The sequence below is a fragment of the Paraburkholderia bengalensis genome, from assembly GCF_037126505.1.
GTDB classification, from domain to species: domain Bacteria; phylum Pseudomonadota; class Gammaproteobacteria; order Burkholderiales; family Burkholderiaceae; genus Paraburkholderia; species Paraburkholderia bengalensis.
Window position 1 is genome coordinate 18,381 of the sequence record NZ_JACFYJ010000071.1, and the last position, 21,900, is coordinate 40,280.

General features: G+C 60.9%; 19 protein-coding genes and 8 pseudogenes. 12 read left to right on the top strand and 15 right to left on the bottom strand.

Features of this window, described 5'->3' with window-relative positions:
• Positions 1-10: 10 nt before the first annotated feature.
• Genes H3V53_RS30900 through H3V53_RS30915 form a run of 4 tightly spaced genes read right to left on the bottom strand, consistent with a single transcriptional unit; the run spans position 11 to position 3,934 of the window.
• Positions 11-1,258 (bottom strand): acyl-CoA dehydrogenase family protein, encoded by a 1,248-nt coding sequence (locus tag H3V53_RS30900; protein WP_336601099.1) that lies wholly within the window; start codon positions 1,256-1,258, stop codon positions 11-13.
• 51 nt (positions 1,259-1,309) lie between these two features.
• Positions 1,310-2,314, bottom strand: a complete 1,005-nt coding sequence (locus tag H3V53_RS30905) for an NrtA/SsuA/CpmA family ABC transporter substrate-binding protein (RefSeq protein ID WP_336601100.1) — start codon at positions 2,312-2,314, stop codon at positions 1,310-1,312.
• Positions 2,315-2,354: 40 nt separating this feature from the next.
• Complete coding sequence (locus tag H3V53_RS30910) at positions 2,355-3,098, bottom strand: ABC transporter ATP-binding protein (protein ID WP_336601101.1); 744 nt, start codon at positions 3,096-3,098, stop codon at positions 2,355-2,357.
• Positions 3,095-3,934, bottom strand: a complete 840-nt coding sequence (locus H3V53_RS30915; protein WP_336601102.1) for an ABC transporter permease subunit — start codon at positions 3,932-3,934, stop codon at positions 3,095-3,097. The genes H3V53_RS30910 and H3V53_RS30915 overlap by 4 nt, the downstream gene beginning before the upstream one ends.
• 259 nt (positions 3,935-4,193) lie before the next feature.
• Here H3V53_RS30915 and H3V53_RS30920 point away from each other — a divergent pair, with 259 nt between their 5' ends.
• The 5 genes and pseudogenes from H3V53_RS30920 to H3V53_RS30940 all read left to right on the top strand — a co-directional run bounded on the left by H3V53_RS30920 (position 4,194) and on the right by H3V53_RS30940 (position 7,884).
• A complete protein-coding gene (locus H3V53_RS30920) occupies positions 4,194-4,454 on the top strand; it encodes a hypothetical protein (RefSeq protein ID WP_336601103.1) in 261 nt (86 codons plus the stop codon).
• 625 nt (positions 4,455-5,079) lie between these two features.
• Positions 5,080-5,517, top strand: a complete 438-nt coding sequence (locus H3V53_RS30925) for a cupin domain-containing protein (protein ID WP_336601104.1) — start codon at positions 5,080-5,082, stop codon at positions 5,515-5,517.
• A gap of 407 nt (positions 5,518-5,924) precedes the next feature.
• Positions 5,925-6,584, top strand: coding sequence for a nucleoside/nucleotide kinase family protein (locus H3V53_RS30930; RefSeq protein WP_336601105.1), 660 nt, complete (start codon positions 5,925-5,927; stop codon positions 6,582-6,584).
• A gap of 282 nt (positions 6,585-6,866) precedes the next feature.
• A pseudogene (locus H3V53_RS30935) lies at positions 6,867-6,991 on the top strand (IS21 family transposase); the annotation flags it as partial.
• Positions 6,992-7,452: 461 nt separating this feature from the next.
• On the top strand, positions 7,453-7,884 hold the full coding sequence (locus H3V53_RS30940) for a helix-turn-helix transcriptional regulator (RefSeq protein WP_336601106.1): 432 nt from the start codon (positions 7,453-7,455) through the stop codon (positions 7,882-7,884).
• Positions 7,885-8,158: 274 nt separating this feature from the next.
• Here H3V53_RS30940 and H3V53_RS30945 read toward each other — a convergent pair whose 3' ends face one another.
• The 3 genes from H3V53_RS30945 to H3V53_RS30955 form a co-directional block, all read right to left on the bottom strand.
• Complete coding sequence (locus tag H3V53_RS30945) at positions 8,159-8,629, bottom strand: EAL domain-containing protein (protein ID WP_336601107.1); 471 nt, start codon at positions 8,627-8,629, stop codon at positions 8,159-8,161.
• An 832-nt stretch (positions 8,630-9,461) separates the two neighbouring features.
• Positions 9,462-10,841: a hypothetical protein gene (locus H3V53_RS30950; RefSeq protein WP_336601108.1), complete on the bottom strand. Its 1,380-nt coding sequence runs from the start codon at positions 10,839-10,841 to the stop codon at positions 9,462-9,464.
• A gap of 359 nt (positions 10,842-11,200) precedes the next feature.
• Complete coding sequence (locus H3V53_RS30955; protein ID WP_336601109.1) at positions 11,201-11,533, bottom strand: H-NS histone family protein; 333 nt, start codon at positions 11,531-11,533, stop codon at positions 11,201-11,203.
• Positions 11,534-11,849: 316 nt separating this feature from the next.
• Here H3V53_RS30955 and H3V53_RS30960 point away from each other — a divergent pair.
• Positions 11,850-12,071: pseudogene (locus H3V53_RS30960) on the top strand (H-NS histone family protein); the annotation flags it as partial.
• A 188-nt stretch (positions 12,072-12,259) separates the two neighbouring features.
• Here H3V53_RS30960 and H3V53_RS30965 read toward each other — a convergent pair.
• The 6 genes and pseudogenes from H3V53_RS30965 to H3V53_RS30990 form a co-directional block, all read right to left on the bottom strand.
• Entirely contained in the window at positions 12,260-12,598 is a 339-nt protein-coding gene (locus H3V53_RS30965) for a type II toxin-antitoxin system RelE/ParE family toxin (RefSeq protein WP_336601110.1), read from the bottom strand.
• A complete protein-coding gene (locus tag H3V53_RS30970) occupies positions 12,598-12,882 on the bottom strand; it encodes a type II toxin-antitoxin system Phd/YefM family antitoxin (RefSeq protein ID WP_336601111.1) in 285 nt (94 codons plus the stop codon). Before H3V53_RS30970 ends, H3V53_RS30965 begins: the two co-directional genes overlap by 1 nt.
• A gap of 317 nt (positions 12,883-13,199) precedes the next feature.
• A complete protein-coding gene (locus H3V53_RS30975) occupies positions 13,200-13,436 on the bottom strand; it encodes a hypothetical protein (protein WP_336601112.1) in 237 nt (78 codons plus the stop codon).
• 422 nt (positions 13,437-13,858) lie between these two features.
• Positions 13,859-14,842: an aldo/keto reductase gene (locus H3V53_RS30980; protein ID WP_336601113.1), complete on the bottom strand. Its 984-nt coding sequence runs from the start codon at positions 14,840-14,842 to the stop codon at positions 13,859-13,861.
• Between the two features lie 13 nt (positions 14,843-14,855).
• Positions 14,856-15,550: pseudogene (locus H3V53_RS30985) on the bottom strand (SDR family NAD(P)-dependent oxidoreductase).
• Positions 15,536-16,090, bottom strand: a pseudogene (locus tag H3V53_RS30990) (alpha-hydroxy acid oxidase); the annotation flags it as partial. The pseudogenes H3V53_RS30990 and H3V53_RS30985, both read right to left, overlap by 15 nt.
• Before the next feature lie 15 nt (positions 16,091-16,105).
• On the opposite strand from H3V53_RS30990, the gene H3V53_RS30995 reads away from it, so the two are divergent.
• The 4 genes and pseudogenes from H3V53_RS30995 to H3V53_RS31010 all read left to right on the top strand — a co-directional run bounded on the left by H3V53_RS30995 (position 16,106) and on the right by H3V53_RS31010 (position 19,992).
• Complete coding sequence (locus H3V53_RS30995; protein WP_336601116.1) at positions 16,106-17,005, top strand: ABC transporter permease; 900 nt, start codon at positions 16,106-16,108, stop codon at positions 17,003-17,005.
• Positions 17,002-17,986 (top strand): annotated as a pseudogene (locus H3V53_RS31000) (ABC transporter permease). Before H3V53_RS30995 ends, H3V53_RS31000 begins: the two are co-directional and overlap by 4 nt.
• Positions 17,987-18,033: 47 nt before the next feature.
• Complete coding sequence (locus H3V53_RS31005) at positions 18,034-18,942, top strand: SMP-30/gluconolactonase/LRE family protein (RefSeq protein WP_336601114.1); 909 nt, start codon at positions 18,034-18,036, stop codon at positions 18,940-18,942.
• A 30-nt stretch (positions 18,943-18,972) separates the two neighbouring features.
• On the top strand, positions 18,973-19,992 hold the full coding sequence (locus H3V53_RS31010; protein WP_060610779.1) for an ABC transporter substrate-binding protein: 1,020 nt from the start codon (positions 18,973-18,975) through the stop codon (positions 19,990-19,992).
• A gap of 310 nt (positions 19,993-20,302) precedes the next feature.
• Here H3V53_RS31010 and H3V53_RS31015 read toward each other — a convergent pair whose 3' ends face one another.
• Positions 20,303-20,467, bottom strand: a complete 165-nt coding sequence (locus H3V53_RS31015) for a hypothetical protein (protein WP_336601115.1) — start codon at positions 20,465-20,467, stop codon at positions 20,303-20,305.
• Positions 20,468-21,076: 609 nt separating this feature from the next.
• Between H3V53_RS31015 and H3V53_RS31020 the strand changes: the two are divergent.
• Positions 21,077-21,349 (top strand): annotated as a pseudogene (locus H3V53_RS31020) (MFS transporter); the annotation flags it as partial.
• 192 nt (positions 21,350-21,541) lie between these two features.
• Here H3V53_RS31020 and H3V53_RS31025 read toward each other — a convergent pair.
• Positions 21,542-21,667, bottom strand: a pseudogene (locus tag H3V53_RS31025) (hypothetical protein); the annotation flags it as partial.
• Between the two features lie 36 nt (positions 21,668-21,703).
• Here H3V53_RS31025 and H3V53_RS31030 point away from each other — a divergent pair.
• Positions 21,704-21,900 (top strand): annotated as a pseudogene (locus tag H3V53_RS31030) (LysR substrate-binding domain-containing protein); the annotation flags it as partial.

Below are 21,900 nucleotides of genomic sequence, written 5' to 3' on the forward strand. Positions count from 1 at the left end.
CCTCTTGCTATCAGAAGAATGCGCCTGTCGGCGGAAGCTTCCCGGTCAACAGGTTTTGTCCAAGCAGACGCTCTTTGTAGAGCCGCGGATTGTGCGAAGCCATCACCTTGATATTGCGCCAGTGCCTGTCGAGCGCACCGACGCGTGAGACAACCGAGCCTGAACCGAGATCGATCAGCCAGGTGGCAATCTGCGGCGCGAGATCGTCAATCACGACCTTGGCCTCCGAAGCCGCGAACGTTGCAGCGAGTGTCGCGTCGTATTCGTCGGTCGTGCCATAAGCGTCCCATGCACGCTGCAGCGCGCTGACCGCCCGATCGGCTGTCGCCTCGACGCTCGCGGCATATGCGCGGATGCGGCCAAGCAAGGCCTGCAGCACAGGCTCGTCGGCGGGATGCGCGGTTTCGCCGTGATAGAAGTTACGCTTGCGTGCGCGCAGCACGTCGACCGCGTCCAATGCGACGCGTCGCGCGATGCCCGCAATGCAGTTCGTCAGATACACCTGATGAAAGGTAAATCCCCAAGGCGCAGCTTCGTCGGAGCGCGGCGGATCCTGCGGATAAACATGCGCGGCGGGGACCGTCACAGTACGAAATCTCGCGGTGCCGGAGCCCGTCAGGCGTTGGCCAAAACCCTGCCAGTCGTCATCGTCGCTGACGCCTTCGCCGCGCTCGAGTACATATTGCACGGTGCGGCCCTCGCGGCTTTCGATAGCGACGCCGACGAAGGCGTCGTTATACAGATTGCCCGTCGCGTAGACCTTGTCGCCTGAGCCGACGTAGTGCTGTTGCGTATCGTCCCATTCGAGCTTGCTGAGCACGCGGCTCGATCGTGCGCCTGCTGCGGGCGCATCGGTTTCGGCGAAACTCAGTCCGATCGTTTTCTTCTGCGCAGTCAATGCAAGCACGTGAGCATGAAAGGGATGATCTCGTCGCCGGAGCGCTGCTTCGACTTGCCACAAGTGGTTGCGAAACGCGTGAGCGATATTCGAATCTGCCGCCGCTACATCGCGGGCTACCGTCAGAAGTTCGCTCAAGCTCAGGCCGTGCCCGCCGGCATCGGCGGGCAGGCGCAACGCGCCGAAGCCGTGCGCCTTGAGTGTGCCGATCTCGTCGTGCGGCAGACGGTGTGCGAGTTCACGCTCCGCCGCAGTCGATGCGATTTTGTCGATGACACCCGAGAGGCCGAGCGCAACGGACAACGGCGAAACCAGCTTCGGCTGTCCGCTATGAGCGATGTTTGGATCAGAGTCAGCCATGCGTGTGGCGCTCCTCCCGGATAGTGTGGTGTGCGTTCATCGGCGGCTGCATCAAACCTTGACGCTGTAAAACGCGACCTTGATGCGCGAGTTGATGATCTTGCGTTCGGCGAGCCAATCGGCGGCGCGCTGCAACTGCGCGATGAATGCCGCGTCGTCGGGTTCGTGGAACTGGTTGACGCGCTTGAGGCTCGCCAGATAGTCGCGTACCTGGTCTGGATATTTCGCTTCGCGCTGCACGAGCTGTTCGGATTCGACAGGATGCGCCGACTGCCACGCGCCTTCGACGTAATACGCGTCGATTACCGCGCGCACCAGTTCCGAGTTCTCGTCGGCGAACTTGCGGCGCGTCACAAGCGAGCTGTAGTCGATCAGGAATTCGAGGTCGCGGCCTCCGTTAAAGATGTCGTGCGCGTCGTTCGAAAAACGCGAGATATCGACGGCGGGCGACCACATCGACCAGGCGTCCACCTTGCCTTGCGCGAACGCGGGCGCGGCATCGGGTGGATTCAGATAGACGAACTGGACCTTGTCGCGATCGATGTGGTTCTTCTCGAGCGCTGCAATCAGCAAAAACTCGCCGAGTCCCGACCGGTTGACGGCAACCTTGCGGCCCGCGAGGTCGGCAACCGAATTGATGCCGCTCGACTTCTTCGTGATGATTGCCGTCGAGCGCGGCGAATAGACGTCGAACGCAGTGAAGACGATAGGCGAGCCGGCGAGCATCGCGGCCAGCGCGGGCGTTGTCGAGCCCCAGAAGCCAAAGTCAGCGCTGTTGCCGACCACGGCCTGGATCGACGGTGCGTGGTTCGGAAACGGGCCGATCCATTCGACCTTGATGCCCTTCGTGGCAAGTGTCTTTTCGAATACGCCGCGTTGCTTCGCGATATCGGGCAGGCTGCCATAGCCCCAGCCGATGCGCGCCGTGTCAGTGTTGCGTGTGAGCCCGCGAGGCTCGGCGGCGCGTACGGGCAGCACGCTGCTGGTGGCGAGACCGGCCAGCAGTCCACCCGCCGCCCGCAAAACCTGGCGGCGGCCAGATGAGTGATCATTCATTGTTTTAAAGTCCTCGATGTGATGCTGAAAAGCGATCCGATCAGTCAGCACGTACGCCCAGCTCGTCGAGCAGGACGGATCGCAACTCCTGTGGTGTGTGGTGTTCGGGTTGGAAGGAAGCGGCGATGCGCCCCGCGCGCATCACCAGAATGCGATCCGCGAGCGTGAGCGCTTCATCGGCGTCATGCGTGACGATCAGCACGCCGGGCTGATGGCGTGCCACGAGTTCCTTGACGAGCCCGTGCATCTTGATACGCGTGAGCGCGTCGAGTGCCGCGAATGGTTCGTCGAGCAGGAGTAGCGCTGGATCGCGAACGAGTGCGCGTGCCAGCGCGACGCGTTGCGCCTGGCCACCCGATAGGTTCCGCGGCCAGTCGTTTTCGCGTCCGGCCAGGCCGACCTCGTTCAGCGCATGCGCCGCACCCGTGCGGCCAACGGTCGCTTCATGGCCGAGCGCGACGTTTTCCCATAGCGTGGCCCACGGCAGCAACCGGTGCTCCTGAAACACGACGGAAGGCCGCTCTGGTGCACGGATCTGTCCCGCATCAGGCCTATCGAGTCCGGCCAGCGCACGCAGCAGCGTGGTCTTGCCGCAGCCGCTTTCACCTAGCAGCGCGACGAATTCGCCCTTGTTGATGTCGAGATCCAACGCATCGATGACGACTCGCGAGCCGTAACGGCGTTGCAGGCCGCGTACCGATACGGCGAGCCCTGGCCGCGCCGCGCGCTCTTCATTGAGTTCAAGGACATTCGATTCACGGGATAAAGCGAGGCTCGCGCTCATTGGCGTACTCCTTGCGCGTAGTTCGCGTGCCACGACAGAAAGCGGGTTTCGAGCGATCGCACCAGTGCATCGGCGATCACGCCGATGATCGCGTAGATGATCATGGTCAGCAGAATGACATTGGTTTGCAGGAATTCACGGGCATCCATCGCGAGAAAGCCGATGCCTTTGGTCGTCGCGAGCGTTTCGGCAATCACGAGTGCAAGCCATGCATGAGCGAGTGCGTAGCGCACGCCTGTAAGGATCGACGGCATCGCGCCGGGCAGGATGATTCGCCGCACGACGGCGGTCCAGTCGAGCCCGATCACCTTCGCAAGTTCCATCAGCTTCGGATCGATCTGGCGGATGCCGAGCATCGTATTGATGTAGATGGGAAAGAGCACGGCAAGCGCGACGACAAAAATCTTCGCGACTTCACCGACTCCGAACCAGACAATGACGAGCGGCAGCATCGCGAGAAAGGGTACGGCGCGCACCATCTGGATCGAGCGGTCGAACAGCGCCAGCGCGAACGGCGAGAAGCCGACGAGAATGCCCACTGCAAGTCCGATCGTTCCGCCGATCACAAAACCCGCGGCAGCGCGCAGCAGCGACACGCCGAGGTGGATGAACAGTTCGCCGTTGCGCGCAAGATCGATTGCCGTTCCGAGCACGCTGCTTGGCGCCGGCAGCACCTGCGATGTGATGAGGCCCAGACGTGCCGCGGCTTCCCACAACACGACGACAAGCGCCGGAACAGCCCACGAAAGCCACTTGTACAGCGTGGCTTTCGACACACTGGCACGCGTGCGTAGAGGCGAAGCATGCCCATGACGCGAAGAAGTTAGATCAGACACATGCGCTCCATGATGGCGATGAAAAGAGACCGCTCCGCTGCGGAGCCATGACGGGCACTCAATCGGAAGACGACAAGCCGCGCGTCAGGAAAGGCGTGCTTCTCGCGGCGGCGAGCATCATATTTAAAGCTGGTTGGCGCTGCAAAGACAAACGCTTTATTGTGCTTTGCTTATAGGTTCTGAAGGGGAGAGGGGTAGTGCACAGTTCGAACGGCCTTGCACGCATTACTTATAGGGAAGTGATGCAAATGAGCGATTGATGTATACGCGTCTGTTGTCGCGGATAAAACGATTTGGTAAAAGACGTGTGCGTCGCAATGCAACACAAAATGTCATTCGTTGCAGAGACCGCGGCAAAAGCGGGGGCTGGATTCGGGTCTTCGAAATACTACTGAAGGAACTGGTAATAGTGCCTCGATGGCAGCAACATGCAGGATCAGCGTCGCCGGTGATCGCCAGCCAGTCGGCGCCGGTCAACCGGGGCTGCGGCGCTGAAGGCGTCGGCCAGCAGCTCAAATGATCACGCCGACGTCGGTAGGCGGTATGGCGGGCTTTCGCCGATCGAACTGAGCAGCGCGACGGGAACGAATTCCGTCGAGTTGAAGATGAGGGCACAGAGCGCGAGTCCCAGCACGCCCTACCGCGAGTGTTTTTCTGCTACGGAATCACGCGAGAACATGGCCGGGCAGGATGGCGTGCCGCTGGAAAGATGGAGCAATCCACTCTTTACGTCGCGACCGAGAATGGGCCAGGCAAGAAAAAGCCCGCGCGGTGGCGGGCCGAATCCATATCAGGAGGAGACATGGAGGAGACGAAATCAGTATAAACCCTTATCCTGAAAATGCAAGCACCCGAGCTGAGTTCGATGCGCACGATCGTTCTGTATTTCCGTCGGCCGATAGCGCGCTTACCGTTGGGCGCACTGCCGTATTCGCCGTTCATCGTCTGCAATGGACGCCTGATGCCTGGGTGTATCGAGTCGGAAATGATTGCGGGCACAACGTCGAATTGATCGGGCGATGTCTTCGCCGCGCATATCTGTTTTGAGGAATACGCGCTTTGATCGCACGACCAGTGAATGAGGACTCCGCATTGGAATGCTAAATGCTTGATCTCACGCCCAACTTCTCAACAGGAGGTGTGCGATGTCCATCGAACCCGTAACCCGGTTTTCCCATGTGAAGCGCGACGATACGCCGTTCGAAGGAGGCGGCCTGCGCGACTTCTTCCAATATCGCGATCTGGGCATCGCACAGGCAACAGGCGGAAAGGTCGTTGCGCAACTCGTCAGGGCGCATCGCGCACCAGAGGCAGGCACCGGATGGCACCGTCATGAAGCAGATTTCCACATCGTCATCATGCTGAAAGGGTGGGCGCGCTTCATGTACGGCGAACGTGAAACGCTGGTCGAAGCAGGCGACTGCGTACACCAGGCGCCGGGCATCGTGCATTTCCTGTTCGACTACTCCGACGACATGGAATACCTGGAGATCGTGAGTCCCGCTGACTTCAAATCGATCGATGTCCCGCCACCGTGTGCCGTGCCCGCACCGACGCCGTGGTCCATCGAGGCATCTTCATGAGCCGGACATCAGCCGGGAGTCAGTGGTCCGATTTTCAGGGTGTACTCCGAGACATGTGCGCCTGCATTCGTTGGATGGCGTTCTTCCGCCGCGCGGTCGCCGTCGCCGGGCTTCACGGAAGCAATTCCAATCTGTTCCGGGATACTGGATCGAAGGACAGACGATCGCGCTGCACTATGCCGACTAAGGGGTACGGCGTGTCTAACCGCCGACAAAAACACGTCGACGCAACGCTTGCACAAGCACGGATTAGTGGAGGTTCGTCGAGGTCGCAACTTGACCCTGCTGATGTGAATTTGCGTGAACATCCGGTTCGACGTCGGCTGTTAGCCCCATGTCACTAGAGACGCGGGTTCCCAGGCAGATGACCGTGCGGCCCGCGCCGCACGCGGGGTCGGAATCGTGTCTTGTCCGGCGCACCAAGCGATGACGGGACACTCTGCGCGGAGGGTGGGCTCGAGACTCACGCGGAGCCAGTGCGCGCCGGGCGGGAAGTGATTAACGGTTCCGTAGACGGCTTTCATCGCCCGAAGGCCGTCCGTTATCAACGCGGCAGATTTTCAGCGGCAGGCTACTACCATGACGCTCGGGACCTCGATGCGGTACGACGACTATTGCTGAACCCCTTGGGGCCCGGAGGAGATCGCGTCTACCGTCTGGCGTCGTTCGACCTAGACCTCGATATTCCGATCGATGCGCCATCGGCGAGGGCATCTACCGACGCAATTTTACTTTTGGATGGCTCGTTCCTGCAGCGGCCGGCACTTCGGCCTGCGCTCGACCTCGTCATTTTCTTGTATGCCGAACTGAAAGAAGCCAACGCGAGAGGCATCGAACGCGATAAGTTACGATACGGTCCCGGCACTGATGTCGAAATGCTTTATGAATTGCGCTACAACCCCGCATTTGAAATGTATCGAGCTGAATGCCGACCGGACGAGAATGCTGATATCGTAATTGACAACTCGAATCCAACGGCGCCCGTACTCTTGCGCTATCGAGTAGGCAAGACCAGACCTCGTTCGACGGCAAACAGAAATAATACTATGAAGGACAAGATCGGTTGAGCGATCAGGTAGGGCCAAGACGGGTAATCGAATGAGCCCGTCCCGAGGCTGGGGCGCAAGCCGCGAATCGGCATCAAATGTCCCTGATGGATAGTCGAGAACGCCAACGGGGAGGAAGTCCCCTCAATGAGCAACCGTTTGTCAAGTCGCTCAACGGCTTGGCAAACGGTCTGACCTCCGACGTGTGGATTGCCGATAACGTAGCCACGAAGGTTTACCAATGCTAATAGCCGCAAATCGGGCATGACAATCTGAGACGTTCAATCGCACTGGTGAGACTGCGCCAAGACGAAGGGCAAGGTCGAACGTATGAACGGATATCTACGCTACAGCTTCTGGGTCCCTTGGTTTCGATGCTCGACCAGGCCGGGCTCACCGCCGACTGCGTCCTGTGCAACGAGCGCGTCGGGCTGCGGGCTCGTGCTTGCGAATACAGCGGCTCTCAGAGGTCAAGTTCTGATCGCCAGGACGGGGGAAACGTACTTTTGGTGCGATTTCTGGCGGGTTCCGGTAGCCAACCGCGTGGAGCAAGGCTTTGCCGCCCGTGCGATCTCGCGCGGCGCGCCTCATTGCGAGCTATTGATCTTCGACGCTTTCCAGAGCTAACCGCCATTTTCGGCACGAAAAGGACGGATCCCCAAAACGGCGATCCGTGACACGGGGCGCTATGGCCGTGCTTACGACAGCATCGCAGCGGACAAGGGAAAACCTGCAGGGAGCGTTTGCACAGGTCGACGCGCGCAATCACACTTGCTGACGGGGACGTGAATTCTTGATTTAGTTTCAAGAGTCATTTGACGACGCGGGGGTATGTGCAAGCCCTCGCGCCGATGCAAGATGGGGAATCTTCCCTCGTGCTTTCTAAGACATGGACCGAGCAATCCTCCGTCGCAAACCGAACGAACGCAGCAGCGCGCGAAACTCCATCCGAAACAGCTGCGCGGCGGGCGAGCTCGTGGCGATAGAGGCTGCGAGAGATTTGATGCTCGCGACGCCGGGATACGGCCTTTCGATCGATGCCATTGCAGTGTCCGTCCACATGTCGAAGCGGCACTTTCTGCGACTGTTCAAGCGCGTCACAGGAACGACGCCGCATAGTTGGCGCATGGAAAAGCGAGTTCGCGGTTCGATGGTGGATTTGCGGAACGGCGACCTGAGCCTGACTCAAATAGCGCACCAATATGGTTTCGCTGATCACGCCCACTACACCCGTGTCTTCAAGCGGATCGTTGGCACGCCCCCAAGCGTGTGGCGAGTGACTGCTGTAAGCGACTCTACCGATAAATTCGAAAAACTTTGACCGACAAGTCAGAGGTAGGGCCGTCGGCCCAAACTCGATGGTCGTCCACCGTCGATTTAGGACGCGCGAGGTGCGTTGCGCACGCAGCTTTGGCCAAAGACAGGTCCGTAAAGCAAGGGCTCAGTGCTCAGTATGGCCCTTCCACTCAGCCCAGCAGTCGTTTCCGATCCCGACACCAATCATCACGATCTTTCGGAAACGTACAGTGATGGGAGAGGGCAGTTCGCGCAGGTTATTGAGAATAAGGAAAAGCGAAACCGCACGAATCGTCTTTTTATGGGGGCACTCGCGAGACCTTGGTGTACCGAGGCGGGTCCAGCTTCCCCTGCGCGCGCTTGTGACGGGCGCCGTGGAATTGCGCGGCACCTATAGCGTCTGTGTCCATGGGGGGCGTGTCGAGATAAGCCGCGGCGCTGGCCGCGTCCGTCGGACGTGCGTGCCAGTAGCCCTGAATTTCCTCGCAGCCGTTTTCGATGAGGAACTCGAGTTGCTGGTGGGTCTCGACGCCCTCAGCGACTACTTGCATGCCTAGCGTGCGCCCCATGGCGATGACAGCCTTGACGATCACCTCATCTGCAGTCGATACGCCGATCCCTTTAACAAATGACATGTCGAGTTTCAGGCGGTCCGCCATGAAGCTGCGAACGTATCCCAAACTCGAATATCCGGAACCGAAGTCGTCTATCGCGACCGACAGGCCCATTTTGCGAAAGCCGCGAAGCGTGGCGACCGATTGCGCTGCCACTGCGACTTTAGGGCGCCAATCTGCTTGCCTTGAAAAGATGCATAATGCATTGCAGCCGCACATCCGCCATTGCACCAATGACCGGGAGCGGCGCGTGTAGGTCGACGCAACTGAGGCGAGACGCTGAAGCGCCCGCTGCACACAGTTCTCAGTGAGGACTCAGCTCGCAGAGCGATCTCTTGCCGTTGGCAGTGGCGGTCTTCAACGTGAGTCATCGAAGGCGCTCGCGGGGCGCGGCGCGATTGCACACGATAAACGCTTCGAGCATGTTGCCGACCACGCGCTACGACAAACAACCCGACGGAGCGCTGCGAGCACTAGCTGCATGCCCCGCCGGGGTGGGACGTCGCAAGTCGCGGCGGCTCGTGGTCTCTCTCACGCGGCTGCGCCGATTGACAGGTTCGTTGGCGAGGTGCTAACAACCTTTTGTGGGCTGGGAGCCGACCTACAAAGCCCGACATGCCTTCGCCCGAAATCGATCGGGAAAACCGCGTGGCCAGCATGCCGCTCGATCACTTTGCAAAGCGCACTGCACCGGCAAAGGGTGGCGCATCGTCGATCTGAAGCGGGCCTCTGCAGACGAGTCGACATGCTTAGCTTTCTTTCGTCCAGGGCGGGAGCAGGCCGATTGTCATCCTTGCCGCACCGGGCATTGGGCGGCACCTTGAGCGGGTTTAACACGACGATTCAGTGCGTCGCGAGCCCATCACCCATCGGAACAGGTTCCAATGACACCGCTTAACTGGCATCGTGAGCCTGGTGTCGGACTGGTTGGGCACCTCTATGCGCTCTATCGGTCAAGGCACGAAAAGCGTGGCACGCTACCGCCGACTTATAGAAGGACAGCCTGTTGCAGCAGCTCCAGGGCCTTCAGTTCGTCCAGTCGACCCGTGCGTGCTTTACCGGCTAGTGTCTTGATCAATGCTTCCGCAACCGGTGGTATACCGTGAAGATTGTCCAGACTGGTAACACAAGCGAAAGAGAGTGGTGCCGGATTGCCTTGCGGTATCCCGAAAACTGGGGACGACTCAGGGCTTGCGGTTGGCGGCGCCACGTCCCCGAAATCGTTTTCTTCAGGTGCGCGGCCGGCAAGGTCGTCAGTGAGATTATTTACGCGATTTTGCGTGCTGACGACGATCTCCTCGTTGTCTCCCGCGACGTCCGCCGATACAGGTGAGGAGTTTTCGGGATGAGCCATGGCGCCCGCCCCCGCCAGCGCCGTGGGCGTCTTCGCATCGGCGAGTTTCCCTGCCGCGCGGTGGGCCGTTGCAGCCACAACCGTATCGTGTTGTTGAGCGGACGCACGACTGCGCGGAGCAGGCCTCAGCAGACTCGACACCGATTCTGGAATCTCGGCTTCGGTGCGCGGGCTGTCCAGCCAGCCAACTGGCAGTCCGAGTCGCTCCGTGAACCGGCTTGCTTCGACACTGTCCATGCGCTTCTTTCCATTTAGCCGATCGGCGATGTTGAATCCACTCATCTGCATGACCACGCCAAGTCTTACCTTTGATCCATTGCGACTGGTGAGGAGACGAAGGTTGGCGCGTCGAATGTTCTCGATCTCGACGCTGTCGCTCAATGCCAGCGGTTGCTGTTGCGGCGTCCTGGACGCTACCTTTTCTTTCGAATGCGACCCCTTAAGCGGCGCGCGAGCTACCGGTTGTTCAGGCATTTTGTTTCGAGTTTTCTTGACGGCTCTCGACGAACCGTCAGCTACTTTCTTGGGCATTTGCGCGTCCTCAGACAAACTATCTTCAGGAACTGGTTGCGGGTCAATGGTCGTGGCGGAAGCCGGCGCGAGTGCTTCGTACCCTGCGTCGAATCCTTCATCGATCTGAACGAAGTCAAGCGGCGACTTCAGGCGAGCGATGGTCTCATCCGCGAGCGCGGGATTGGGCTGGTCGAAAAAGCCGTGCGGTAACCCGAGCGTGGTTTCCATGTGAAAGGCGGTCTCGGGCGTGAACCTTTCGCCTTTCATCAGTTCGGCCACACGCGTCAGGTTCGATTCGAGCGCTATGGCGATATTCTCTGCGCCTACCGCGTTGACCAGAAACTGAAACGATCGTGTCTTGAAAATGGAGGCCGTGTCCGTGGAGTCTCGAGGCGGAGTCTTCACATACGGTTGTCCCCGCCGGTCGGGCGCGGCTTTTTTTCCGTAGTGGGGTTTGCCGCTCTGACGAGCTCCCGCATACCGCTGGCGGGCTTGACTCATAAACTATCGTTCCGTGCGACGTTGAAAATCGGAGTGTTCGATTATAGGCGAGGCCATGCTTCATTCGATACGCCGGTAGCTAGATTTGCCATTCTACGCTGCGGCCTGAATTCTCCTTTTCGCGGCCATACCAGATGGACCAGGCGCAGTTCGTTTTCAGGCGTCCAGCCGGTAAAGGTGAGGATTTCCAGGAGTCGTCGGTTCTAGCCGGGAGATCCGGAGAAGTGGAGATGCTGTCGACGCGATTTGCCGGACGGCCTTTCCGTCCTCGCGCTTTCGCACTGACTGGCAGGGAATAAGGCCTGCTCTATCGAACTCAACATCGCAAGCGGCATTCGTCCAGTACGAAAGCGAACTCGTCAGTCGGCGTGCTGTCGCGCGAGTGGGCTCCCGGCGAAAGGGTCGTCGCGCCAGTCGATGGTCTTTTGCCGCGTATCAGGCATTGGTGAGGCTGACACTGGCGCCGTCTCAAAGTGATCGAGTCTTTGTCCCGCGCTAATCGCCTGCTTCAGCCACTGGGGCATTTCTCCGTCGCCTGTCCATGTATCCCCAGTCGCATTTCGATATCGGGCCCGCTCCTGGATTTCCTGATCACCGGCTATTGCCGAAGCCAGGTCGTCCGGCTCAATGCCATATTCTTCCATCCGGTGACGGAGATAAGCAATCATGCTGTCCCGCTTACGTTCATCCATATCTATTCCGTCGTGAGTACCGTTCAAACTGTCCGTCCACATGATCTGCGGACAGCCGTTTTGCATCGGATGCTAATCTGCTCAATCGTACCGGATCGCAGATGGGTGCCGGTTTCCAGCAGAAGATAAAAGCACCCTCTGGTAAGACGTGTATCAGCGGTCGCGGTTCGCTCGTCAGTTTGTCTCGACCGAGGGCGGCGAGAACTCCCAATTGCGTTTTAGAAGCCCATGCTTGTGTCAATTGCAGCGGCCCACTATCGACGTACGTCATGCTTGCTGGCATAGTTCGGCGACTAACATACAGAATGAGGAAAGCATGGCTACGCTCGAAAACTTGCAGGCGAAAATCGCCAGATTGCAGGCTCAGGCCGAAGCGCTTGCCGCGAAGCAGTCGGCCCACGTCGTCGCGAAGATCCGTGACATCATGGAAAAGCACGGCCTGACCGTGGCCGACATCGCAGCCCACACCGGTGGTAAGACGCGTGGTCGCAAGGTCGCGGTAAAGAAGTCCCCGGCGAAAAAAGCTGTCGCGAAGAAAGTGGTGGCGAACAAGACGACGAAAAATCCTGCCGCGGCGCCGAGCGAAGAGGCAGTTTCGACCGAAGCGTCCTGATTCCGTATCGGACTATCGAGGCAGGGCTCATCTGGGAGACCTGCCTCGCGTTACCCCATCGTGTCCGTGATCGACGCTCTCGACGGAAATGCGAGGAGGCCGGCTCGGACCTTTTACATCATCCGAAGCACGATTCTTTGAAGGAGGGTAGGCAGGTCACGTCGCACGTCGACCACGAGATGGACAAATACGGTATCGTCGCGGACCTGATAGATAATCCGGTTCTTGCCGGATACTGCCTCCCGGAACCCTTCCTCGAAGAAGCCCTCGAGCTCGGCAGGCGTGTGACCGCAAGCGGGATACTGGCGAATCTGCTTAATCGTTTCCTGCAGTTGTGCGGAGGTCTGACGCCAGGTTTCCCAACCGAATGTGCGGACGATGTAGCTTCTCAGTTCGTCGATGCCGATCCGGGCGGTCGGGAGGACGCGGTACTTCAGCAACGGTGCCGCCATTAACGGAGCTTTTCCTGGTGGTCTAGCTGATTGAGCTCCTCAAAGAACTCGTCGCCATCGACATGATCCCCGCGCTCGATCTGCTTCTGGCCGATAGCCAGGATTTTCAGGAGCGCGATCGTCTGCTGCGTCGATTCGTAAGTTCGCACGTCCTGGACGACGAGCTTCGCCTCGCCGTTCTGCGTGATGATGAGCGGCTCTCCCGATTCCGTCAGGTCCTTGACGATTTGTGCCGCTTCACTTTTGAGGTAGCTGATTGGCTTCACATGATCCGCGAGATGCATCGGATGCTCCAGGCAAGGTATAGGCATAGGACTGAATTTAAACCATTAACGGTCCGAACGCAAGCTCTTATAGTTCCCGGACACAGCACATATTTGACATAAATCACTGTCCGCCCTTAGGGTCAATGCATCCGCCCGCACAACTAAGTTTGTTACTACCGCGCGGCGGGACGTCCACGAGTAACGATAACTCGTGTCATCAAACATGGCGAGTTTCTTGGTGAGGCCGGCGGCAGCCCGCCGCGGCCGCCAGGCGCGATCAATTTGGCGGCCGCAGCAACCGAACCGGGCATGTGGCTGCCCACGGGGTGCGCGGGTCAGGCGGGAGGTGCCGCGGACGCGCGCTGGCAGTCCGACGCGGCGCAGGGACCGCTAGCTTCGTCAAGCGCCAGGAGCAACTGATCGGTCACGAGTGGCTTGGCGAGCACACGGTCGGCCAGCTCGGCAAACAGCGGCATGCGCCTTTGCCATGCCAGCGCAAAAACTTCGGCGCCATCGCGCGCATGGTGCTGTAACGTCGCCGGGAGCGCGTCCTCCCGCACGTCGACGATCACGGGAGGACTAGGTCTGGCGCCGGGGCGTCGGACAGGGCGTCAAACTCCGCCTGGCGCACCGGCAGGTGGCGGCGTACGTGGAGCGGCAGGCAATTGAGCCCCGTACGTGCACCATTCCAGGCTTGTCGTCCCCCGCGCCAGGCGACAGGGAAGTTCAGCGGGTAATCGGTTATAGCCGACAGTGTGAACGTAATGGATCCGCTCTCAACCGAACGGTATGTCTGCGGGCAATGATCGGCTAGGCCCAGCCACAAGCAGTCGTTCTAGACCGCCGCAACCGCTTCATCGTCTGCTACGACGGGCGCTGCATTGCAGGCCGATGGGGGCGTGAAAAGAGCGCCTGTTAGAGCCACGGCGCCAGCGGAAAGCCGGTCTCGCAATTCGGACTGGCTCCGACCCGTGGCGCTGCTGAAACAGCAGATTCACCACTGATGATGCACGTGAGGCGCTATCTTCTCCAGATAAAGCGCGCGAAGTACAGCCATGGCCGAATCACTCAGGGGCGGCAATTCGCTTGCCTCACTGTTGCCCCTGGCTTGCGCCACGTTCTTCGCCCCAGGGATGACGGTCGTCACGCCCTGGTTCATGAGAATCCAGCGCAGCGCAAACTGCGCCATCGTCGTATTCTGCGGAAGGAGTGAGCGAATTTCGTCGACGGCGTCCAGAGCGATTTCATACGGAACGCCCGCAAAGGTCTCGCCCTTGTCGAACGACTCACCGTTCCGATTGAAAAGGCGATGATCATTGGCGGCAAACGTCGTCTCGCGCGTCATCTTTCCGGTGAGCAGACCGGATGCGAGCGGCACACGGACGATCACGGCGACGCCCCGTTCATGCGCTTCCTGGATGAACCGGGTCGGCCTCTGTCTAAAAATGTTGTAGATGATCTGCACCGACTTCACGCCCGGATATTCGATCGCCTTCAGCCCTTCTTCGACTTTCTCGACGGACACCCCGTAGCAGCGGATCTTTCCCGATACGACCATACGGTCCAGTGCATCGAAAACTTCAGGCCGGTAATAGACCTCCGTCGGCGGGCAGTGAAGCTGCACCAGGTCGAGGCACTCAGCGTCCAGGTTCTTCAAAGACCGGTCCACGAAGGCATTCAGATTCGCCGCCGTGTAGCCGTCCGCCAGATGCGGGTCAAGCCTGCGACCAGCCTTGGTCGCAACAAAGGGGCGTGTCCCCGTTCGTTCCTTGAGCACGTCCGCGATGATCCGCTCCGAACGGCCATCGCCATAGACATCGGCCGTATCGATGAACGTCGTGCCGTTGTCGAGTGCCGCGTGCAGGGCTGACTTTGCATCGCTCTCTGCGACGTCGCCCCATGAGCCGCCAATTGCCCAGGCGCCGAATCCGATTTCAGAGACACTGCTTTCGGTATTCCCGAACTTTCGCTGTTTCATGCTGATTCTCCCTTCATGGCATCAGTTGTCCGCCGTTGACCTCGATGATTTGCCCGGTGATGTATCCCGACATCGCGCGCGACGCGAGGAACAGGAATGCGCCGACGCATTCCTCCGGCAATCCTTCTCTGCCCATCGGCACCGTCGCTGTCTGCGACGCGCGGATGTGCGGTGGCGTGTATTTGTCGTGAAAGGGCGTTTGTATCAGTCCCGGCGATACCGCGTTGACCCGGATGCCGTCGTCAACGAATTCCTTCGCATGGCCACGAGTCAAGCTGCTGACAAAGCTTTTCGACGCTGCGTAAAGCACCGCGCCCGCGCCGCCGCCCGTTCGCGCCGCGATGGACGTCGTATTGATGACGTAGCCGCCGGCCGCTTTCAGGAACGGATAGGCCGCAGACGTTGCTTCCCAGACCGATCTCGCGTTGAGACTGACGACCTGTTCAAAATGGCTCGCCGATGCGCTGACGGAGGCCAGCGTCCCAGCATGCCGCCGGCGTTATTAATGAGCCCATCAAGCCCGCCTAGCATGTCCGCCGCTTCTTGCACGACGCGCGCTGCCTCGCCTGCCTCGCTCACGTCACCCCGAATCAGGCGGATACGGTCCGGCAATTCCGCGCGCAGCGCTTGTGCAGCCGCTTCGCTTTCGTGGAAATGCGCGACCACGTGGGCACCCTGTGCCGCGAACGCCCGGTCCATCGCGGACACCGCGCCGTCGAGCTGCCGGCCGCCGTGATTCGACAGCACGATCCCGTCGACGCCGGCCTCGATCGCCCGCAGTGCGTCCGGCGCGCCCAGCACGCCCTTCACGACCAGGCGCTTGGGCCACAGATCACGCAGCCAGCGGATGTCGTCCCAGCACAGCGACGGATCGAGCTGCTGACCCAGCGTAATCGTCGCACCCTTCACGCTGGTCTGCCCCGGCGGTAACAGGTCGCCGAGATTCGCAAAGCGCGGCATCCCGCTTGGCCAAAGCACGTTGCTCATCCAGCGCGGGTGGCCCAGCACGTCGAACCTGTTGCGCCAGTCGAGCATCAACGGCTTGATGTAGTTGCGCAGATCCCATTCGCGTTTGCCGAACACTGCGCTGTCCGTCGTAACGACCAGCGCTTCGATTCCGGCCGCAAGCGAGCGTTGCGCGAGCTTTGCGACGAACTCGCGCGTGCGATACATGTAGACCTGCATCCACACCCGGCCGCCCGCGCGTTGCACGACATCTTCGAGCGCAACCGTCGTCAGAGCACGCAGGCCCGCCTGCGCGCGCTGCTTCCTGCAATCTCGCTGATCGCGGTGCTCGTGCCGATCCTGATCATGCAGCCCGCGGTGATGAGCTATTTCGGCTCCAGTCTGCTGCTCAATCTGGCGGTGCCGATCGTACTCGCGACGCTCGCGCAGCTCGCGATCATCACCGTGAACGACCTCGATCTGTCGATCGGTTCTTTCGTGAGTCTGGTGGCGTGCATCGGCGCGACGCTGCTGGTTAAGGAACCGTGGCTCGGTGTGCTCGCGCTGATCGGCTGCGTGCTCGCGTATGCAGCAGTCGGCGCGCTGATCGAGCTGCGGCAGATACCGTCGATCGTCGTCACGCTCGGTCTGTCGTTCGTGTGGAGCGGCCTTGCGATCGTGCTGCTGCCTTCGCCGGGCGGCACGACTCCCGGCTGGATCGGCACGGCGATGAACTATCAGACACCGTTCATCGCGGCGCCGATCGTGTGGTCGGTGGTGGTCGCGATCATCGGGCACGTGCTGTTGATGCGCACCTCGGCCGGCGTTCGCATCCGTGGCGCGGGCGGCAATCCGCGCGCGATGCGCCGCTTCGGCTGGTCGCTCGTGCGCAGTAAGGCGACGCTGTACGGAGTCGCGGGCATCTTCGGCGTGCTGTCGGGTCTGTCGCTGCTCGGCCTCACGACTTCCGCCGACGCGAATCTGGCGCTGCGCTACACGCTGCTGTCCATCGCGGCGGTGATACTCGGCGGCGGCGAATTCATCGGCGGGCGCGTGTCGGTGATCGGCGCGGTGCTCGGTGCAATCACACTGACGCTCGCGGCGTCGTTCCTCGCCTTCCTCAATATCTCGGCGGACTGGCAGGTCGGCATGCAAGGCGCGATCCTCGTCGTCGTGCTGTCGTTGCGCGTGCTGCTGCAACGCGGGGAGCGCCAATGAAATCGCAGCTAACCGGCAGGGCAATCGGCGCAGACGAAACCGCCTGGTCGCGCTTGCGCAGCGTTCAGGCGCCGTGGGCGTGGTCGTTCGTCGGCGCGGTGCTGGTGTGGTTCGGCATCGTCGGCGTGTTCGGCTTCGGCATAGCCGGCAATGTCGCGCAGACGGCGCTCACCTACGGCGTGTTCATGGTGCTGGTCGGTCTCGGGCAGATGCTCGTGATCACGTCGGGCGTCGGCAACATCGACCTGTCGGTGCCGTCGACCATCGCGCTCGCGGGCGTGATCGGCATGCACGTCATGGGCGGGGCGAACGGGCGAATCGTGATCGGCGTCGCGGCCGCGCTCGGTGCCGGTGGCGCGGTGGGCCTTGCGAATTACATGCTGATCAGGCTGTTGCGCATTCCGCCCATCATCGCGACGCTGTCGTCGAGTTTCATCGTCCAGTCGATCGCGATCACGCAAGGGCGGCAGCTTCCGCCGCCGCCGCCCGCGCTCGGCGCGTTCGCGACCGGCCGTTTCCTGAACGTGCCGTATATCGCGCTCCTTGCGCTTGCACTGTCGGTCGCGCTGGCGGTGCTGCTGCATCGCGCGGTGTACGGCCGCAAGCTGTCGGCGATCGGACAGAACGCACGGGCCGCGTGGCTCGCGGGCGTCGACGTGCATCGTCGCGCTGCTCGCGATCGTGCTGTGCTCGATGATCGCGGCGCTCACGGCGCTTCTGCTCGCGGCGACCTCGGGCGGCGCGTCGCTCGACATGGGCGTCGAGTACATGCTGATTTCGATTGCCGTGGTCGTGATCGGCGGCACGCTGGTCGCCGGCGGCAAGGCGACGATCGTCGGCGTGTGGGGCGCGTCGATGTTCCTGTTTCTCACGAACGCCGCGCTCAACGCGCTCGGCGCGGATGCGGGCGTGCGATCGATCGTCTATGGCGTGCTCATCATCGCGGTGACCGTCGCGGCCGGCGGAAAGACGGTGCGGTAAAGAGGTGCCAATCGCTTTTCCGATTCACGTCAAGAACGAGAGGGGAGATGAAATCCAGCGACTACGAAGTGCATGATCCGCGTTTCAGGCTGCTGCTTCAGCCCAATGCATTCCTGAGCCGCCTGACAGATGAATGCCTGTGGGCCGAAGGGCCAGTGTATTTCCCGGCGACCGACCTGCTCATATGGAGCGACATACCGAACAACCGGATGCTGCGCTGGGCGCCGGGCATGGGCCTGGGCGTGTTCCGCGCGCCGTCGAACTACAGCAACGGCAACACGCGCGATCGTGAAGGCCGGCTCGTCAGTTGCGAGCACGGCGCGCGGCGCGTGACGCGCACCGAACACGACGGCAGCGTGACCGTGCTTGCGTCGCACTTCGAAGGGAAGCGCCTGAATTCGCCGAACGATGTCATTGTCGATTCGAACGGCAACATCTGGTTCACCGATCCTGACTACGGAATTCTGAGCGACTACGAAGGGTATCGCGCACAGAGCGAGATCGGCCGCTGCAACGTCTACCGCATTTCGCCCGACACCACGCGGGTGGAACTGGTCAGCGACGACTTCGTGAAGCCGAACGGCCTCGCGTTCTCGCCGGACGAATCGCGCCTCTATATCGCCGATTCGGCGGCTTCTCACGACGACGAGGCGCCGCGTCATATCCGCGTGTTCGATGTGGCGGGCGAGGGTCGTTTGCGCAACGGTCGCGTGTTCATCGAAATGCGAAGCGGCGTGCCGGACGGCATGCGCGTGGACGAGCACGGCAACGTGTGGACCAGCGCGGAAGACGGCGTGCACTGCTATGCGCCGGACGGGGCGCTGCTCGGCAAGATCCTGATCCCCGAGGTCGTCGCAAATCTCACGTTCGGCGGCATCAACCGCAATCGCCTGTTTATCGCGGCGACCTCGTCCATGTATTCGCTTCACGTCGCTGTGCGCGGCGCGGGGCGGTGAAACTCACAACATCAAAACCCGGAGACGAACATGAAGATGACAGCAATCGCGGTGGCGCTGTGTCTGGCCGCGGCATCGGTGGGCGCATCGGCGCAGGTTGCAACGGGCGATACGTCGGCGATGAAGATCGCGCTGTCGAACAACTATGCAGGCAACAGTTGGCGCCAGCAGATGCTCAAGAGCTGGTCGAACGTGGCCGATCCCGCGGTGAAGCAGAAGGTCGTTGCGGCCGCGCCCAGCTTCACGACGGCTGAAAGCCAGGCGACCGAGCAGGTCCAGCAGATCCAGAATCTGATCCTGCAAGGCTACAAGGCGATTGCCGTCGATGCGGTTTCGCCGACCGCGCTTAACGGCGTAATCAAGCAGGCGTGCGGCGCGGGCGTGACGGTCGTGTCGTTCGACGGAATCGCGACCGAGCCGTGCGCATACCGCATCGCGGTCGACTTTCAGGGTATGGGTCGCATGCAGGTCGATTATCTGGCGAAGCGTTTGAACGGCAAGGGCAACCTGCTGGAAATCCGGGGGCTCGCGGGCGTCTCGGTGGACGACGAGATTCACCAGGGCGTCGTGGATGAACTGAAAAAGTATCCGGGGCTGAAAATAGTCGGCTCGGTGCATGGCGACTGGACGCAGACCGTCGCGCAAAAGCAGGTCGCGGGTATTTTGCCGACGTTGCCGAAGATCGATGGCGTCGTCACCCAGGGCGGCGACGGATTCGGCGCCGCGCAGGCGATCAAGGCCGCAGGACGGCCGACGCCGATCATCATTCTCGGCAACCGTCAGGAAGAGCTTGCATGGTGGGCCGATCAGAAGAAGAGCGGCTACGAAACGATGTCGGTGACGATTCCGCCGGGCGCGTCGACGTTCGCGTTCTGGGTCACGCAGCAGATCCTGGCCGGCAAGAAGGTGCCACACGATATCCGCATGCCGGTTCTCGAAGTGAAGCCGGGCGAACTCGATGCCGTGCTCGCAAAGACGTCAGCGGGCGCGCTTGCGAATAAGGAGTACACGCGCGACGAGGTGGTCGCGGTGGTCGATGGGAAGAAGTGAGCGCAAGGCAAGTAGCGTGAACCGGCAGATCGGGGTAATCGTACTTCTCATGCAAATTCTGGCGGTAAGGTCGGCAAAGTGATAATGAATCAATGGCTTGCAAATCGTTCGATAGCGCGAAAGCATGCGCCCGCCAAGTCCTTCTGCGAGCGGTTGGGCGTCCTGCTCATCCTCTCAGGAGATAACCTCAGGTGGACAACTCAGGCAGCCTCGGGGGCGGCGCGGGAGATATCGCACTCAAGCGAGCCAAATGACTCGAGCACAGTCGTGATAGTTACCGGCGCTCCCAGCGTTAGCAGTAGTTTGGAAATTAAGTCCCGCGACGTATTGCGGCGGCGAACTGTACTGCGGTGTAGCCTGCTGAAAAAACCCGCTCAAGCAGCTCACGAAAAAGCGTGTAGTGCTCAATCGTCGGTAGAGCTGCCGAGCGAGTATTGAACTCTTCGGCTAATGAGCGAAGCTTGGCGTGGACCATGACACCTCCTCGGGGGCGTGTTTCGAATGGTGCAGCGAGTGCCGCGCCGGGCAAGTGCGGGCACCCGGCTACTTCCAACAGCGCGCAGCAGGTCGCTGGCGGTCGCTGCACCGATTCCTGCCCGGCCTTGCTGCATCGCTGTGATCGCTGCGGCCGCCGGTGGGTGGCGTGCCTTACGTTGTGCCTCATCACGAGGCCAGAAGCACCTGTCTTTCACGAAAAGGCGAACCCGCTGGACAAACTGTACGGCCTACACGACCCAGTCAATGGTGCGATCAGCAGGTGAAAGTGGTGCCATTCCGGGCGATGGCCGGCACTTTGAAACATCCGCGAGCAAGTTTTTCCGGTCGACAGACATGTCGGCCGACCGCCCATCATGATTGCCCGCTCGGTCGACGACACGCGCGTGAAATGGACTCTGTGGGACGGATGGAGCCCCACATTCCGCTGACACCGACCGGCTTGCGCCGCTGGTGATGTGAGTTCTCGGGAAATGAGTTTCACATTCCATCTACCTCGTGAAATGGCGTCAGCGGGGTGGAAAGGTCGTTTGCCGTCGAGCCAAGTCCCCGTTAACCGGAAATGACTGTTGCGTCTGCTGAGTCCGAGGTTACTGCTGCGACCTTCTGGCTACCGACGATCATCCGCAACATGGGCGGCCTCACGGATTTTCAGGTCGGCCTCTACAACACGATTCCATGGATGATCGCGATCGTCGCGATGTACTGCTTCGCGTTGCTCTCCGCGCGCTGGCGCTTCCAGCAGGCGTGGGTCGCCGTGGCGCTCGTGATCGCGGCGTGCGGCCTGTTCACCTCGACGACCGGCAATGCGGTGTTCTCGTTCGTCGCGATCTGTTTCTCCGCGATCGGCTTCAAGGCGGCTTGAAGCCAGTCGATGGATCAACGATGCGCGAGGCGTTGGTGATTGTCGGTCCGCGCGCGCCTGAGCTCGCGGCACGACGGCTGATTGTCGTTGGCGCGGCAAGCGGCTTTCTTCGTGGACATCGCCCGCTTCCTTGTCCTCGCGCAGCCCCTTCATGACGCCATGACGGACCTCCCAAGACGAGGTCCATTCGAGGAACGACACTTCGACAACAACCTGCGGTCGCACCCAGACGAGTCCGCGTCCGCGCTCTGGCTTCGGCGGGTTAAAAAACGGCGGCTCGCCAACGGGCTTTGGGCGCCCGTTCAGCTCGCGCATCTGCGTGGGCCGCAACGCCGCCTTGACCGAACCCGCATGGAGATGCGCAGCGAAGGGACAATCCAGCGCTGGGTATCGGCCGCCTATTGCGACGTCGGCTTTGCAACGACGACGCCAGATGCGTTCGGCGTGATGAGCGCCGAGCTGTATCGGCTGCCTGCGTTGTGCGCGTTACCGGCGAAGCACCCGTTGACGTCGAAGGAACGTATCGAAGCCAGCGATCTGCGTAATGA

Excerpts from the sequence above, each read along its gene's own strand:
- H3V53_RS30900 (WP_336601099.1), bottom strand. The coding sequence starts at position 1,258 with ATGGCTGACTCTGATCCAAACATCGCTCATAGCGGACAGCCGAAGCTG.
- H3V53_RS30905 (WP_336601100.1), bottom strand. The coding sequence starts at position 2,314 with ATGAATGATCACTCATCTGGCCGCCGCCAGGTTTTGCGGGCGGCGGGT.
- H3V53_RS30910 (WP_336601101.1), bottom strand. The coding sequence starts at position 3,098 with ATGAGCGCGAGCCTCGCTTTATCCCGTGAATCGAATGTCCTTGAACTC.
- H3V53_RS30920 (WP_336601103.1), top strand. The coding sequence starts at position 4,194 with ATGTATACGCGTCTGTTGTCGCGGATAAAACGATTTGGTAAAAGACGT.
- H3V53_RS30925 (WP_336601104.1), top strand. The coding sequence starts at position 5,080 with ATGTCCATCGAACCCGTAACCCGGTTTTCCCATGTGAAGCGCGACGAT.
- H3V53_RS30940 (WP_336601106.1), top strand. The coding sequence starts at position 7,453 with ATGGACCGAGCAATCCTCCGTCGCAAACCGAACGAACGCAGCAGCGCG.
- H3V53_RS30950 (WP_336601108.1), bottom strand. The coding sequence starts at position 10,841 with ATGAGTCAAGCCCGCCAGCGGTATGCGGGAGCTCGTCAGAGCGGCAAA.
- H3V53_RS30955 (WP_336601109.1), bottom strand. The coding sequence starts at position 11,533 with ATGGATGAACGTAAGCGGGACAGCATGATTGCTTATCTCCGTCACCGG.
- H3V53_RS30965 (WP_336601110.1), bottom strand. The coding sequence starts at position 12,598 with ATGGCGGCACCGTTGCTGAAGTACCGCGTCCTCCCGACCGCCCGGATC.
- H3V53_RS30970 (WP_336601111.1), bottom strand. The coding sequence starts at position 12,882 with ATGCATCTCGCGGATCATGTGAAGCCAATCAGCTACCTCAAAAGTGAA.
- H3V53_RS30980 (WP_336601113.1), bottom strand. The coding sequence starts at position 14,842 with ATGAAACAGCGAAAGTTCGGGAATACCGAAAGCAGTGTCTCTGAAATC.
- H3V53_RS31005 (WP_336601114.1), top strand. The coding sequence starts at position 18,034 with ATGAAATCCAGCGACTACGAAGTGCATGATCCGCGTTTCAGGCTGCTG.
- H3V53_RS31010 (WP_060610779.1), top strand. The coding sequence starts at position 18,973 with ATGAAGATGACAGCAATCGCGGTGGCGCTGTGTCTGGCCGCGGCATCG.
- H3V53_RS31015 (WP_336601115.1), bottom strand. The coding sequence starts at position 20,467 with ATGGTCCACGCCAAGCTTCGCTCATTAGCCGAAGAGTTCAATACTCGC.